The sequence below is a fragment of the Shimia sp. R9_2 genome (assembly GCF_017743735.1).
GTDB lineage: Bacteria > Pseudomonadota > Alphaproteobacteria > Rhodobacterales > Rhodobacteraceae > Shimia.
Genome location: NZ_JAGHRO010000009.1, coordinates 56,215 through 71,708, shown reverse-complemented (window position 1 = coordinate 71,708; position 15,494 = coordinate 56,215). Strand labels below are relative to the sequence as shown.

Genomic DNA, 15,494 nt, shown 5'->3' with positions numbered 1-15,494 from the left:
TTCAGCCGCGATACCGACGCGATACCGACAGGAAATTTTGGCCCATGAGCAAAATCTTAACGACCCACGTCGGCAGCCTACCCCGCACGCAGGAGGTGGTGGATTTCATCTTCGCACGCGAGAACGAAACACCCTACGATCCCGCCGCTTTTGACGCCGCCATGACCGCTGCGGTGGACGTCACCGTGCGCAAACAGGTCGAGGCAGGTGTCGACGTTGTAAGCGACGGGGAAACCAGCAAAATTTCCTACGCCACCTATGTCAAAGACCGCTACACCGGTTTTTCTGGCGACAGCGAGCGCAACGCCCCGGCGGATCTGAAAATGTTCCCCAGTTTTCTCAAGCGTCTCGCGGATGGCGGCGGCACTCCACAATACGCCCGCCCCAAATGCACCGGCGAAGTCCGTAGCAAAGGCCAAGGCGAATTACTAAAAGATATCAATAACCTGAAATCCGCCATGGCCACCCATGGCGCCGAACAGGGCTTCATGAATGCCGCCTCTCCGGGGGTGGTTTCGCTGTTTTTGCAGAATGATTTTTACAAGAATCGCGAGGCCTATCTCGCCGCTTTGGCCGATGCGATGAAAGAAGAATACGACACCATCATCGCCCACGGGCTTGATCTGCAACTGGATTGCCCCGACCTCGCCCTGTCCCGTCATATGTTGTTTACCGACCTCAGCGACGATGAGTTTGTTCAGATCGCCAACCTGCATGTCGAGGCGCTGAACCACGCCCTGCGCGACGTCCCGCAAGAGCGCGTCCGCATCCACATCTGTTGGGGCAACTACGAAGGCCCCCACTGCTGTGACATCGGTATGGACAAGGTCTTCACCACGCTCATGGACACCAAAGCGCGCTATGTGCTCTTTGAGACCTCAAATCCCCGCCACGCGCATGAATGGACCGTGTTCCGCGACCGCAAATCCGAGATCCCGGAGGACAAGGTTCTGGTGCCGGGCGTCGTCGACACAACCACCAATTTTGTAGAGCATCCGGAGCTGGTTTCCCAAAGACTTCAACGCTTTAGCGACATCGTAGGGGCCGAGCGTGTGGTCGCTGGAAGCGACTGTGGCTTTGGCACGTTTGCCGGTTTCGGCGCAGTCGATCCCGACATCGCTTATGCCAAACTTTCCGCCCTCAGCGAGGGTGCAAAACTGGCCTCAGATCTGGCATGACCCCGCTCGTTTTCCTCCCCGGCATGATGTGTGACGCGCGGCTTTTTGCCCCGCAGATCGCCGCCTTTTCCGCTCAGCGCACGGTCTCTGTCGCACCCATCGGGCACCACCAGACCATGGCCGCTTTGGCCGAAGAGGTGCTGGCCCACGCCCCACCCCGCTTCGCGCTGGCAGGCCTCAGCATGGGCGGCATCGTCGCCATGGAGATCGCCCGTCAGGCCCCCGAACGTGTCGCGGGCCTCGCCTTGATGGACACCAACCCACTCGCCGAAGCGGACGCGGTGAAAGCCAAACGCGGCCCGCAGATCGAGGCGGTAAAGCGCGGCGAGCTGCGCCGTGTGATGCGCGAGGAAATGAAGCCCAACTACCTCACCGATGGCCCCAATCAGGGGGCCATTCTCGATCTCTGCATGAACATGGCCACCGCCCTCGGGGATCAGGTTTTTATCAACCAATCCATCGCGTTACGCGACCGGCCAGATCAGTCTCAGACGCTAAAATCTTTCACCGGCCCCGCGCTGGCGCTCTGCGGCGAGGATGACAGCCTCTGCCCCGTTGCCCGCCACGAACTCATGCATGACCTGCTGCCCGACAGCACGCTAAAAGTGCTGCCAAACGCAGGCCACCTGCCGACCCTCGAACAACCCGACGCCACCACCGCGGCGCTCAAAACCTGGTTGGAGACCCTATGACCCCCTCCCTGCTCAAGCTCCTGCAATCTGTCGACACACCCACCGTCTGCAACGCCATCGAAGTCGCCCAGGGCAAACGTGGCTTTGCCCAATTCACCCGCGGCACCATGCTCTGCTCCGCCCCTGAGGAAGGCGCCATGGTCGGCTATGCCCGCACCGCCAAAATCGCCGCACAGGAACCCTCTCAAGAAGCCCCCGACGTGATCCGCGCGCGCCGCATGGCGTACTACAAACACATGTCCGAAGGCCCGTCTCCCCGCGTGACTGTGGTCGAAGATCTGGATTACCCGGATGCAGTTGGCGCGTTCTGGGGAGAGATAAACACCACGGTTCACAAGGGCTTAGGTGTGTCGGGTGCGCTCACCAACGGGGTGATGCGTGACCTTGGCGACCTGCCGGAGGGCTTCCCCGTGGTCGCAGGCTCCATCGGCCCCAGCCACGCCTTTGTGCATGTGCGCGAGGTTGGCACAACCGTGGAAATCTTTGGCATGACGGTGAACGACGGCGACCTCATCCACGCAGACCGCCACGGCGCGCTGGTCATACCCGAAGCCGTCTTGCCGATGCTGGAAGACGCCATTCTGAAGCTTCTGGACACAGAAAAGCTGGTGCTGGAACCAGCCCGCGCCGACGACTTTGATTTTGAAAAGTTTGAAGCCGCCTGGCAGGCCTTCGAAGCCGCGCGCACCTGAGCGCTGAGGGCCCCTAAGCCAGCCCCGGGACCGCGCGCAGCCGGTCTCGCGCCATATCAATGAAGGCCCGGATTTTTGCTGGCGCCCGCCGCCCTTCCGCATGCACCAGATGGATCGGCAGCGGCGCGGGCTCATGTTCTTCCAGCACGGCCAGCAGCGCTCCGGACTCCAGATCAGCGGCCACCTGATAGGACAGCACCCGGCACAGACCCCAGCCGCTTTGCGCCACGGAAATTGCCGCTGCGACACTGCTTAAAGTCAAGCGGGGCTTGATTTTTACGCCGCCCTGCAGCTCCCGGCCAAAGCGCCATTCGGTGGTCGGGCTGACCGGCGCGGCGGTGAGGATCTGGTGCTGTGGCAGGTCTGCCGGCGTCTGCGGCATCCCGTGACGCGCCAGATACTCCGGCGCAGCCACCACCATACGCCGCACCTGCCCCACACGCACCGCCGTCAGGCCTGAGGAGGGCAAATCGCCGATCCGCACCGCAAGGTCAAAGCCCTCCTCCACCATATTCACCACCCGATCCACCATCAGCACATCAGCGCTGACCGCCGGGAAGAGGTCCAAAAAATCCGTCAGGATCGGTGCAACATAAATCCGGCCAAATTCCGTTGGGCAGGTGATCCGCAGCTGCCCCACCGGATTGGTCGCCGCCCCCGTGGCCGCGTCATCCGCCGCCTGCATCTGCGCCAGAATGTGGCGCGCATCCTCCAGATAGGTGTGCCCCACTTCGGTCAACCGCACCCGCCGCGTGGTCCGTGTGAACAACGGCGTCCCAAGGCGCGCCTCCAGCGTGTTCACCCCCCGCGTTGCCGAAGGTGCGCTCAACCCCAGCCGCCGCGCCCCGGCCGCAAAGCTCTCTTCTTCTGCCACAGCCACAAAGACTTCGAGGGTTTGCAAACGATCCAAAGCACAGCTCCAATATGATCATTTTTCAAAATAATGACTTTCATATTTCGTATATTCATTCGCTTTCCGGATCAATCTATCTCTTGGCCAAGCGATGAAACGCAGATTTCCAATCAAAGGATTTGGCCATGTCTCAAGAACCGCCCCGCGCGCCCCTGCCACCGTTTACGCGAGAAACAGCCATCGAAAAGGTGCGCCTCGCCGAAGACGGCTGGAACGGCCGCAACCCTGCCAAAGTGGCGCTCGCCTATACGCCGGACAGCAAGTGGCGCAACCGCGCCGAGTTCCCGCAGGGCCGGGCCGAGATCGAAGCCTTCCTGACCCGCAAATGGGACAAGGAGCTCGACTACCGCCTGATCAAGGAGCTCTGGGCCTATACCGACAACCGCATCGCGGTGCGCTACGCCTATGAATATCACGATGACAGCGGCAACTGGTTCCGCGCCTACGGCAATGAGAACTGGGAATTTGACGCCAATGGCTACATGGCCAACCGCCATGCCTCCATCAACGAAAAACCGATCACCGAAGAAGAGCGGCTCTTCCGCTGGCCTCTGGGCCGGCGCCCCGACGACCACCCCGGCCTGAGCGACCTTGGCCTCTAATCACAACAGGATCACGATATGAAACCGATCAAACTCTACCGCACCCCAAAATCCGGCCACTGTCACCGGGTCGAGCTGATGCTCGCCCTGCTGGGCCTGCCTTATGAAACCATCGATCTGGATATGGCCGCTGGCGCACATAAGGCACCGGACTTCCTGAAAGTCAGCCCCTTTGGTCTGGTTCCGGCCATTGAGGACGATGGCTATACTCTCGCGGATTCCAACGCCATCCTTGTCTATCTGGTGAAAACCTATGCGCCAGACAGCGACTGGCTGCCCGCCGATCCAAAAGTGGCAGCCGAGGTGCAGCGCTGGCTGACCATCGCCGCAGACAACGTCTATTCCGGCCCCTGTGCCGCGCGTCTGGTCACCTTGTTTGGTGCACCGCTCAATCACGAGGCCGCCATCGCCAAGGCCCATGCGCTCTTTAAGGTCATGGAAGCGCATCTCGCGGACCGCAACTGGCTGGCCGCCGATGTCATCACCGCCGCCGACGTGGCCTGCTTCAGTTACATCGCCCATGCACCAGAAGGCGGCGTCGACCTCGCCCCCTACCCCAACCTGCGCGCTTGGATCGCGCGTGTTGAGGCCGAGCCGAACTTTGTCGGCATGGTGGCTTCTCCGGTCCCGGAACTGGCCTAATCCAGCAGGCTGGCGCGCCTCAGCGCCAGCCCCCTTTTCAGAAAGGTAGATCACATGGACACCGTTTCAGAACGCACCCCGTTTCACGCCGGAGAACGCGCCGCCCAGAAACGCGCAGGCGCCGGTGACGTGGCCCAATGGGCCAGCGGTTTCATCCGCGATTATCTACCGCAACAGCACCGGGATTTTCACACGTCTTTGCCGTTTCTGGTGGTGTCTGGCGCCGGTGCAGATGGCCACACATGGGTCACGCTGCTGGACGGGCCGGACGGATTTATCCGCTCGCCAAACCCGCGCGCGCTTACGCTGAACACAGAGATTGATGCACAAGATCCGCTGCGCGCCGCCGTGGATGCGGGCACCGACATCGGTGCCGTCGGCATCGAGCTGCACAGCCGCCGTCGCAACCGCTTTAGCGGACGCCTCAAGCGATCAGGTGCCGCCTATACGCTCGATATCAAACAGACTTTCGGGAATTGCCCGCAATACATCCACGAGCGCAGTTTGCGCCGTGTGTCCGCCAATACCCCCGCGCCAGCCAAGCGCACGGAGGCGCTCACACCGTCACAAACGGCGTGGATCACCAATGCTGACACGCTGTTCATCGGCTCCGGCCATCAGTACGGTGCCGATGTGCCCTCGCGCGGCTTTGATGCCTCCCACCGGGGCGGATTGCCGGGGTTTGTGCGCGTGTCAGATGCCACGCATCTGCACATCCCGGATTATGCGGGCAACAACTTTTTCAACACCATCGGCAACCTGCTCGCCGATCCGCGTGTGGGCTTGGTCTTTGTCGATTTTGACAGCGGAAGCCTGCTGCACATCTCCGGACGCGCCAGCATCAACTGGCACCCGGACGCAAAACTTGACCCAGAGGCCCACCGCGTGATCGACGTCACAATCGACGCGGTGATCGAGCGCCCCAACGCGCTTGGTCTGCGCTGGTCAAAGCCGGATGCGGACCTGCGCCAATTCACGGTGTCAAAGCGCGTCAAGGAAAGTGAGGAGACCACCTCCTTCTATCTGTCCCCCGTAGATGGCGAGGGAGTCACGCCTTACGCCGCTGGTCAGCACCTGCCGATAGAAATCAACGTGCCGGGCCACACCGGCCCCGTGAAACGCAGCTATTCCCTCTCGGGTGATCCGAGCGACAAGTCGGCCTATCGCCTTACAATCAAACGAGAAAGCCACGGGCTGGCTTCACGGCATCTACATGATGGGTTGGAGGAAGGCGCGATGCTGCGCGCGTCCCAGCCTGCGGGGGATTTCGTGATCCCTCAAGACAGCGCCCCGCTGGTGCTGGTCAGCGCCGGTGTCGGGCTCACCCCGATGGTCTCCATGCTGCACACCCTTGCGCAAGACAAAGCGGCTCGACCGGTGTGGTTTGTACATGGCGCAAAAGACAGCGCGCACCACGCGCTGCGCAGCGAAACGGATGCTTTGGTTGAAGCACACGACCACCTCCACCAGCGCCTCTTTTACAGCCGCCCCAGCGCAGCGGATCAGGCTGCAGGCCGTTTTGACCACCATGGCCGGATCACCGCGCAGGCACTTTTGCAACTGGAGGCCGGTGCCACGGCGCACTACCTGCTGTGCGGCCCCGCGCGCTTCATTGCAGAGCTGCGCAGCGGCCTTGAAGCGGCAGGCGTGCCCGCTGAGCAGATCCATTTTGAGAGCTTTGGCCCCTCGGCGCGATAGCTCACTTCCCATCACAGGCCTGTGTGCACCCTATCGTAAGGTCTTTGAGCGACTTAGGGTGCCTCAGCCGAGTTAAATTCGGCATTAGGAACACATGTGATGGCGCTGAGAGATGAACCTGCGAGACCTTGAGTATGTCACGGCGGTTGCGAGGCTGAAAAACTTCAGCAGCGCTGCCGAGGCCTGCAACGTGACGCAGCCGGCCCTGTCCAACCAAATTCGCAAACTCGAAAAGGAACTGGGCGCGGACCTTTTCATCCGCATGAGCGGTGAAACCCGGCTCTCGGCCTTTGGCGAGCGGGTGGCCCGCATTGCCGACCGTATGCTGTCTGATGCCCAACGCATCAAGGACGCCGCAACCGAGTTCCGCGACCCAGAGGCCGTGCCGTTCAAAATTGGTCTCACCCCCACGCTTGCGCCCTATCTCACGCAGTATTTCTCCATTCTGTTCAATAACTTGTTCCCCCGTATGCGGGTCACGATGATCGAAGACCTGCCGCAGAACATGTTGCAAATGGTGGAAAACCACGAGCTTGACGTCGCCTTGGTGGCGCAGCTCAATCACAATCCAACACTGGATTTCACCTCGATCTGGACAGAGCCGCTGTATCTGGCCATGCGCCACGGCCATCCGCTTGCGACGCTATCTGCCATTCACCCCGAAGACGTGCCGGTCAGCGATTTCATCCGCCTGCCGCATTCCTTTGGCTATGAACTGGAAGATCGCCTGCCCACGCCCCGACCGGAATCCCGTGCCTCCAAGCGGTTTGATCTCACGGCCCTGCGGTTTGAAACCATCTGCCGCCACATCATGCATTCTGATGATTGCACCATTGTCTCAGCGCTGGCCGCGGAGCAGTTTCGCGAAGACAATTGGCCGCTTTCTTTTGTGCCTTTTGAGGCCCCAGGCAACCTGCGCAATCTCGGTGCGGCCTCGCGCCTGACCTGCCCGCGCAAACCCCTCCTGGCCAAGATCGGCGCCTACATCGCCAAGAACCCGCCAAAGGGTGTCACGCCGACATTTGCGGCGTGACACAGGTATTTACTCGATGAAGGTCCGCGCGAGACGGTCACTCAGAGGTTTGGTGAGATAGCTCAGCGCGGTGCGCTCTCCGGTGTTCACAAACAGATCCGCAGGCATCCCCGGCACGATCTCAAGCGCGGCAACCTCTCGCGGCTGCGCCTCATCAAGCTTCACCTTGGCCACATAGTAGAACTGCCCGGTGCGCTCGTCTTCCAGACTGTCAGCGGAGATGTCGACGATCATGCCATTGGCCTCCGGCACATCGCCCTGATCAAAGGCCGACAGACGCACGCGCGAGGATTGGCCAACATGCAGTTTTTCAATGTCCCCGGTCTCCACACGCGCCTCAACCACAAGCGGTTGATCCAGCGGCACAATATCGAGGATCGGCGCACCCGGACGCACCACGCCGCCTTTGGTGAACACCGTCATTTCCACGACCCGCCCGCTGACCGGCGCGGTGATCGCCACACGATTGAAGCGCTCACTGGCCCCAAGATACTGCGCTTCAAGCGTTTCTAGCTGGGCCTCAATCTGCGCGATTTCAGTGGAGGCCGTCTCCTGACGCAGGCGCTCTGTGCCAATCTGGGACAGGCGCAACTCGCTAATTTCATTGCGCGCCCGCGCCTCATCAGTGCGCAGGGCCGCTTCAACACCATTGAGGCGCTCAATCTCGACACGGCGGGAATTCACACGGGTGACAGCCACCAGACCGCGATCCAACAGGCTTTCGAGATTGACCAGCTCCTGCTGTGTGATCTCCACCTGACGGCGGTTTGACACCTGTTGCGCCTGCAGCCCTTCCACCTGATCCTGAAGGCTCACCAACCGCTGCTCAATCAGTGCTGCTTCGGCATCACGAGAGCGCTGCTCCGCATCAAACAAGGCCTTTTGCCGCACAAATGACGCCTGCCAGACTTCCGGCTCAAGTGCCACAGGCAGCGCATTTGCCACACGCTCTTCCGCAAAAACAGGCGCGCTGTCGAGCTGTGTTTCCAGCCGCGCGCGCCGCGCAGAAAGGTCGCCAATCTGGCTGCTCAACACATCCAGATCCACCCCCAGATCGGTGTTGTCGAGTTCCACAAGCGTGTCCCCCGCCTCCACCAGATCCCCGTCGCTGACAAAGATATTGCGCACCACGCCGCCCTCGAAATGCTCAACCGTCTTGCGGTTGCCTTCCACAACAAAGGAAGCCGGGGCCACCACCGCACCGTCAAGCTGCGAGGTGCTCGCCCAATAGGCCGCGCCACCAAGGAAACCCGCCACGGTCAGGATGCCAAAGAAGACAAAGCCTCCGATCCCGATGCCCGCTGCCTTTGTTTGCACGCGGTTGTAGTCCTCAAGGCGCAGAACGCAGCCGTTGGATTGTTTTCTCAAAGCAGGGGTCATTGGTTCGCTCCTTTCTTGCTCGCTGGTGCCGCCTGGCCTTCCGCCAGCCGCAGGTTTGCCGCACGCGCCACAGATGTCTGCTGGCGGGGGCGCAGAATGTCTTCTTTGTCGCCAAAGCCGGTTTGCGCGCCTTTGTTCAGCGTCAGCACTTTGTTGACCGCCTCAAGCGTGCTCGGGCGGTGAGTCATGACAAAGGTGATCGCGCCCCGCGCACTTGCGCCGCGAATGGCATTGCGCAGCGCCAGCTCCCCCTGGGCATCCAGATCGGAATTGGGCTCATCGAGCACCAGCACAAAGGGATCATTGTAAAGCGCGCGCGCAAGCGCGATGCGCTGACGCTGGCCGCCGGACAGATGATAGCCGTTGCCGATCTCGGTGGCGTAGCCATCGGGCAGGCTGCTGATCAAACCATGCACATCCGCCGCAATTGCCGCTTCCAGCACTTTGCTGTCATCAATCGTGGTGGAAAACCGCGCAATATTGTCCCGAATGGTGCCGTCAAACAGCTGCACATCCTGTGGCAGATAACCAATCAGCTGGCCAAGCTCTTCTGTGTCCCATTTCGCCATCGGCGTGCCATCCAGACGGATCGCCCCGCGCTGCGGTACCCAGATCCCGGCCAGCATTTTCGCCAAGGTGGATTTGCCCGACCCGCTGTGCCCGATCACCGCAACCACATCTCCGGCAGAAAGGACAAAGTCGATCCCGCCAATGGTGGCATTCTGTGCCAGCGGCGGACCTGCCTGCGCGATGGTGGCGTTCAGCGAGATCTGCGGGCGTGGCATCGCCAGACGTTTGGCAGGCTCCGGGTAGGCTTCAGACAGGGCGCGCAGGGTTTTGTAGGAGCCACGCGCCGCCAGAAACGTGCGCCACTGCCCGATCAGCTGGTCAATCGGTGCCAGCGCACGGGCCAGCACGATGGTGCCTGCAATCATCACACCTGCAGTGGCCTGACCGGTGATCGCCAGCGCCGCCCCAAGACCCAGCATGCCGGATTGCAGCGCCATACGTGTGGTCTTGGAAATCACCGAAAAGCTCGCAATCCGGTCAGACACACGCGCCTTGAGCTCATGGGCCTGATGTTGCAGAGCCGTCCAGCGACGAGCGAGATCACCAGTCATACCCATTGCCTGGACGAGCTCTGCATTTTGCTCACTTGTGGTGAACAAAGCGTCGGACCTTGCGCGGGCGCGGGCGGCATCCTGCATCACATCAGATGCGCGCGCGTTGTTCACAAGGGCCATAATTGTAAGGAAAATCGCACCGCCAAGACCAAGAGCGCCAAGGTAGGGATGCAGCAGAAAGAGCACGCCGATGTGCAGCGGAATCCAGGGGGCATCAAAGAAAGCGGTCAGTGTGGGGCCGGAGATGAAATCTCTCAGCCCGGTCATATCGGCCGCCGGATTGTCGCCCGCACCTTTGCCCTGCACCCGCTTGCGCATGGCAGACTGAAGGATCGGAGCGCCCACTTTCAGCTCAAACCGCGCACCAAGGCGGCTCAGGATGCGCATGCGCACCAGATCAAGCATGCCGCTGACAATAAAGACGCCACCCAGAAGGATGCTGAGCGCAATCAGCGTGTCCATGTTCTGGCTGGTCAGCACCCGGTCATAGACCTGCAACATATAGAGAGGCGCGGCCAAAACGAGCAAATTCAGGATCATGCTGAAGAAGGCGACAGCCATGAAACCGCCGCGCAGGGAGCGCCATGCGGATTTAACGAAGGATTTTTTCTGAAACATTTTGGTGATCTCTTTTCAGGGTGAAGGGGATGGCAGCCTTGGCTGCCATCCCACTGTTGCGTGCGATCAGGCGATGAAGTCGTCGTCGGTCAGATCCGTGCTGAGGACCCCTTCAAGGCGCACAGAGGCATCCGAGGAGAAGGTCAGCAGGGTGTCGTCGCCGTCCTGAGACACGGTGAGCTGAGTGGCAAAGTCCGGGCCGAAGTCGGAGAAATCCAACCGGTCCACGCCAGTCTCAAAGTCACGGATGGTGTCGTTGCCGAAGTCACCTTCAAAGAGGAAGGTGTCCGCGCCGTCACCACCGATCAGGATGTCGTCGCCACCCTCACCGTTGATCAGGTCGTCGCCGTCCTCACCCGACAGGGTGTTGGCCAGATCAGACCCGTTGATGGTGTCACCGTCGTTGGAGCCGATCACATTCTCAATGGAACTGAGCGTGTCGGTTTCAGAGATTTCGTTGATGACATCCGCACCGGACACACCTGTGGGCGAGTTGGCGTCGATCGTGGCGCCTGCGTCCACCAGCGTGTCCTGCGCGATTGGGCCGTTTTGTCCGGCAGGCGCATTGTGCAGGTGGATGGCAGAAACAACGCCTGGCACCGGTGTCTGCAGATCTGCTTCGTTCAGGCCGGTCACAGTCAGCTCGGAGGAGTAAACCACCTCACCGGTTTCCGGGTTCTGCACGATGGTCAGCGTCGCTGTACCCGTCGCTTCACTGTCAGATGTCGGACCAGGTTCCTGGGATGCATCCAGCTCGGCACGCAGGGTGATGACCCGTGCGTTGTGGCTGTCCATCACATCACTAACCACTTCAAACTGCCCGCGAATTTCGCCCGCCGGGAAATCGGAGGTGTGAATGTTGTAGTAGAGATTTCCTGCCAGCGCCTCAGACACAAAGCCAGCACCGTCGTTGATGTTTGGCGTCGGCTGCAGCGAAGCCCCCACGGTCACATTCTGTACCGAAACGGAGAAGCCTGTCTCACGGGTGGCTGTGCCAGTGCCGCTGGAGCCAAGATCCACTTTCACCGCCACATCTTGATCGGAGAAGTCAACGGTATCGCTGCCTGCACCACCTTCGATGAAGTCATTGCCCAGACCGCCAACAATCACATTGTCGCCGTCACCAGCAATCAGAACGTCGTTGCCGGCACCGCCGTCAATCACGCCGTCGATCTGGCCAAGGTTGACCACGATGTCTTCGCCTGCACCCAGCAGCACGTTGCCATCTACCACGCCGTCATCATCGTTCACAAAGGTCACAGAGCCCGCATCACGCGCATCAATCGCGTTTACAGAACCGGTGATCTGACCTTCGTTGACAATCGCGCCAAGGATGTTCAGGCCGCCGTCCACACGGATACCCGCCGCTGCGTCACTGTCCTCAGAGCCTGCGATCACGCCGGAGTTCTGCACCAGGCCGGCAAAGCTTGCGTCTTCCTGATTGCTGAACAGACGCAGACCGTCACCAACGGTGTTGCCTTCGGTTGCATCGCCGCGACCTTGCAGGATGCCTTCGTTCACAACCGCTGCAGAAACCACATCGCCCGCTTCATCACCTGTCTGAAGCGACACGGCAGAGCCGTTGTTGCCCACACCTGCGTCTACAAGACCGGTGTTGGTGAAGGTGTAGTTGTCTGCGGTGCCATCAGCATAGACAGTCCCGTTGCGCTGATCGCCGGTGCCGAGAATTGCGCCGGAGTTGGTCACTTCCAGACCTTCGCCATCGATGTTCAATGCACGGCTGTCAGAGGAGACCACGCCGGAGTTCACAAACGAGCCGCCAGAGTGATCGCCGGTGCCAAAGTACACACCGTTCTGCACACCTGCGACGGTGCCGGAGTTGGTGAACGTGCCTTGGAAGTTCACACCGTTGACAAAGCGCACACCGGCAACCGTGCCATTTGCGCCTTCAGACAGGATCGAGCCGCTGTTGGTGATCGTGGCATCCGTGGTGCCTTGGTTGCCAGGGTTGCCAACCCGCACACCATCACCTGCCAGACCTGTTCCGGCACTGGCATTGCCACGGCCTTGGATGGTTCCGGCGTTGTTGAGTGTGAAGGTGTTTGCACCGTCTTCTGCGCCGCCGATCTCTGCGCCAAAGCCAGAGCCCTGATTGCCTTCGCCCGCATCAATCGTGCCGTTCACGAGGTTGGAAACGGAGAAGTCATCGGCTGTGCCATCGGCATAAACCGTGCCGTTGCGCTGATCGCCGGTGCCCTGAATGGTGCCTGCGTTCAGCAGGTCGACGCCGGTGCCGTCGATGTTCACCGCGCGGCTGTCAGATTGGATGGTGCCAAAGTTCAGCACATCCAGATCATGCTCGGCTTCACCGATATAGAGACCATTGCGCACGCCTTCGATCACACCTGTGGAGGTGTTCAGAATGCGCCCCTCAGCAGCCAGACCATCCGCCACGCGGATACCCGCAGCAGTGCCTTGGTTGCTTTCAGAGGAAATCAGGCCGCTGTTGGTGATGTCGGTGTCAGACACCGCGCCTTCGGCCCCATTGTTCAGACGGATACCGTCGCCTGCGCCACCTGTATCAGAGGCCGCCTGACCGCGCCCTTGGATGGTTGCGCCAAAGCCGTTGAAGACAGTGTTGGAAACCGTGTCACCGGCTTCATCGCCAACCTGGAAGGAGATACCGGCACCGCTGTTCTCTGCGCCTGCGTCAATGGTTGCGCCGGTGAAGTTGGAAATGCTGACGTCTTCGGCGGTGGCATTGGTGTAGATGGTGCCGTTGCGCTGATCGCCGGTACCAACGATGTCACCAAAGTTGCGCACGCTGATGCCCTGGCCTTCGATTTCGACCGCACGGCTGTCAGAGGAGATGACGCCGCCGCTGAAGTTGTCGAGCGAGCCGGAGCTGTTTGCGCCGGAGAATTCCACGCCGTTCAGCTCACCTGCGATGCTGCCGAAGTTGCGAATGTCCGCGCTGGAACCGTCGGTCACTTCGACGCCGGTTGCCACATCACCATTGGCTTCAATGCTGCCGGTGCGGAAGTTGAAGACCTGCACGTCTTCGGCGTCTACAGACACGGCGGATGGCGCGTCATTGGTTTCGATTTCACCAAAGTTCAGCAACCGTGCAAGGTCGTTGTTCAGAACGAAGGCAGGGGTGTTGTCGACCACAGTGTTTTGGAAAAAGCCGTTGGTCAGAGTCTGTCCGTCACGGACGGTTTCTTGGGCCAGTGACGAAGACGTCATCAATCTGGCGCGCAAGCTGGCAAGAATCTCGGAAAGCATAAAAGAACTCCGCGTTGACTATGTTGAGTGCGGAGATCAAAGCCCTGACGTGGCCTCCCCGCTGACAACAGCAAGCGCCCAAGACAGTTAGACTTTGAAATTCTTCGTCCGAATGGTGGCCATAACCCAGAGAAATACTCACGCATCCCGTGAGAGTCCCGCAAAGGCGTCATCATATTTTTCAAGGGCTTAGATGCTCGAAGTGCAAATTGGGAAACTGTTCATTGGTGCCAATTCACAAAAAGGTCAGCCAAGGTGATCAGAAAACCGGTCCCAAAATCGCGGATAGGACAAGGCTGTTGCCGTGATTGATCCCGGCCTTTGACACGACTCAGGATCACCGCACTTTCGCGCCGCGCGCAGCCATGTCACACTCAGAGTCTGACATGAGGGACACCCCAATGCCCCTATCGCTCGACCAGACCACACAGACACAGCAGAAACTCACCATGACGCCGCAAATGCGGCAGATCGTTGAGTGTCTGTCGATGGACGGCACCTCCACCGCGCGCAAAATTCGCCAGTTCGGGCTGACAAACCCAAGCGTCGCGCCAGCAGCCCAAGCAGAACAGATCGCGCAGACCAGCGGCCTTTATGAACACGCCGCCTTGTGGATCAACGCGCATTTTACAGCAGACGAACGCGCCATTGCGCTGCAGTTTTTGGATGCGCTGGAACTTTGGGGCTGGCTCGGTGAAAGCCTTGAGCGCATCTGCGCCACCGCAGGCGTGAGCATCACCACCGGCTCTGCCGTGCTTGAACGACTGCAAGCCATCGAACCTGCAGGTCTGTTTGCCCGCTCCCTGACCGAGTGCCTCGCCCTTCAGGTCAAAGCCGCAGGAGACACCGACCCGATTGTCGCACAACTTCTGCACCATCTGCCGGAAGTGCAGCACAAGACCACCAAACAGCTGGCCGCCCTCTGTGGCTGCAGCGTCGAGGACATCCTGAACGGTCTCAAGAAACTGCGCAGCTTCGATCCCAAACCCGGCCTGCAATTTGCCATCGCCCCGCCGCCGCCCACCCGCGGTCCCGACCTGCTGCTCCAATGCAAGCAGGGGCACTGGTCTGTCAGCCTCCATCCAGACTCTGCCACGCACCTCAATCGTCTGCCGTCGATTGACCCAAAGGCGCAGCAAGAAGCAGACCGTTTTGAAAACGCGCTCTCCGCCCGCAATGCCACCCTGCTGGCCATCGCCAAGCGGCTGGTCGCCCTGCAACAGACCCATCTCACCTCCAAAACGCCTCTGACCCCGATCACCATGTGCGCCCTCGCAACCGATGTGGCCCGCCACAAAAGCACGCTCAGCCGGGTCTTTCAGTGGGCCACGGTGGAGATCGACGCAGAGGTCCTTCCCCTCCGCCACCTGCTTGGCCCGAAACTGCGCGGCCATGCCCTGTCACCGGAGCATTTGATGCACCGCATCACACAACTGGTGTCTGATGAAGACAGCACCCATCCGCTGAGCGACGCCCAGCTTGCCGAGGCTCTGGCGTCCACAGGCATTGCGATCCCGCGCCGCACCATCGCGAAATACCGTGCACAGGCAAACATCCCGGCGGCGCACGCACGCAGGCAACACCGCTCTCATTAAAATCATCGCATCGCCGCATGAACAGCGACACCCGATGGGCAGCCCGTGGGTCACTTTTGACCCGACCAGCCCCATCTGCCT

Annotated in this window: 12 protein-coding genes; 8 read left to right on the top strand and 4 right to left on the bottom strand. The window is 60.5% G+C overall.

Translation table 11 applies throughout. The features are described 5' to 3' along the window. Window positions 1–44 precede the first annotated feature (44 nt). Genes J7400_RS18035 through J7400_RS18025 form a run of 3 tightly spaced genes read left to right on the top strand, consistent with a single transcriptional unit; the run spans window position 45 to window position 2,562 of the window. A complete protein-coding gene (locus tag J7400_RS18035) occupies window positions 45–1,178 on the top strand; it encodes a cobalamin-independent methionine synthase II family protein (RefSeq protein WP_209065491.1) in 1,134 nt (377 codons plus the stop codon). Continuing rightward, window positions 1,175–1,870 carry an alpha/beta hydrolase gene (locus tag J7400_RS18030; protein ID WP_209065490.1) on the top strand — a complete coding sequence of 232 codons (696 nt, stop codon included), beginning with the start codon at window positions 1,175–1,177 and terminating at the stop codon, window positions 1,868–1,870. Before J7400_RS18035 ends, J7400_RS18030 begins: the two co-directional genes overlap by 4 nt. Further along, a complete protein-coding gene (locus J7400_RS18025) occupies window positions 1,867–2,562 on the top strand; it encodes an RraA family protein (protein ID WP_209065489.1) in 696 nt (231 codons plus the stop codon). The genes J7400_RS18030 and J7400_RS18025 overlap by 4 nt, the downstream gene beginning before the upstream one ends. Before the next feature lie 13 nt (window positions 2,563–2,575). Here J7400_RS18025 and J7400_RS18020 read toward each other — a convergent pair whose 3' ends face one another. Next, on the bottom strand, window positions 2,576–3,472 hold the full coding sequence (locus J7400_RS18020) for a LysR family transcriptional regulator (protein ID WP_209065488.1): 897 nt from the start codon (window positions 3,470–3,472) through the stop codon (window positions 2,576–2,578). Window positions 3,473–3,600: 128 nt separating this feature from the next. On the opposite strand from J7400_RS18020, the gene J7400_RS18015 reads away from it, so the two are divergent. The 4 genes from J7400_RS18015 to J7400_RS18000 all read left to right on the top strand — a co-directional run bounded on the left by J7400_RS18015 (window position 3,601) and on the right by J7400_RS18000 (window position 7,450). Further along, entirely contained in the window at window positions 3,601–4,077 is a 477-nt protein-coding gene (locus J7400_RS18015; RefSeq protein WP_209065487.1) for a nuclear transport factor 2 family protein, read from the top strand. A gap of 18 nt (window positions 4,078–4,095) precedes the next feature. After that, window positions 4,096–4,719 (top strand): glutathione S-transferase, encoded by a 624-nt coding sequence (locus J7400_RS18010; protein ID WP_209065486.1) that lies wholly within the window; start codon window positions 4,096–4,098, stop codon window positions 4,717–4,719. 54 nt (window positions 4,720–4,773) lie between these two features. Beyond that, entirely contained in the window at window positions 4,774–6,417 is a 1,644-nt protein-coding gene (locus tag J7400_RS18005) for a pyridoxamine 5'-phosphate oxidase family protein (RefSeq protein WP_209065485.1), read from the top strand. A gap of 112 nt (window positions 6,418–6,529) precedes the next feature. Then, a complete protein-coding gene (locus J7400_RS18000; protein ID WP_209065484.1) occupies window positions 6,530–7,450 on the top strand; it encodes a LysR family transcriptional regulator in 921 nt (306 codons plus the stop codon). 9 nt (window positions 7,451–7,459) lie between these two features. Here the strand turns inward: J7400_RS18000 and J7400_RS17995 are convergent, their stop codons facing one another. From J7400_RS17995 to J7400_RS17985, 3 genes are all read right to left on the bottom strand, one after another. Next, entirely contained in the window at window positions 7,460–8,830 is a 1,371-nt protein-coding gene (locus J7400_RS17995) for an HlyD family type I secretion periplasmic adaptor subunit (protein WP_209065483.1), read from the bottom strand. Next, complete coding sequence (locus J7400_RS17990; RefSeq protein WP_209065482.1) at window positions 8,827–10,572, bottom strand: type I secretion system permease/ATPase; 1,746 nt, start codon at window positions 10,570–10,572, stop codon at window positions 8,827–8,829. Before J7400_RS17990 ends, J7400_RS17995 begins: the two co-directional genes overlap by 4 nt. A 66-nt stretch (window positions 10,573–10,638) precedes the next feature. Next, window positions 10,639–13,818, bottom strand: a complete 3,180-nt coding sequence (locus J7400_RS17985; RefSeq protein ID WP_209065481.1) for a CHRD domain-containing protein — start codon at window positions 13,816–13,818, stop codon at window positions 10,639–10,641. Between the two features lie 386 nt (window positions 13,819–14,204). Between J7400_RS17985 and J7400_RS17980 the strand changes: the two genes are divergently transcribed. Next, complete coding sequence (locus J7400_RS17980) at window positions 14,205–15,413, top strand: hypothetical protein (protein ID WP_209065480.1); 1,209 nt, start codon at window positions 14,205–14,207, stop codon at window positions 15,411–15,413. Window positions 15,414–15,494 lie beyond the last annotated feature (81 nt).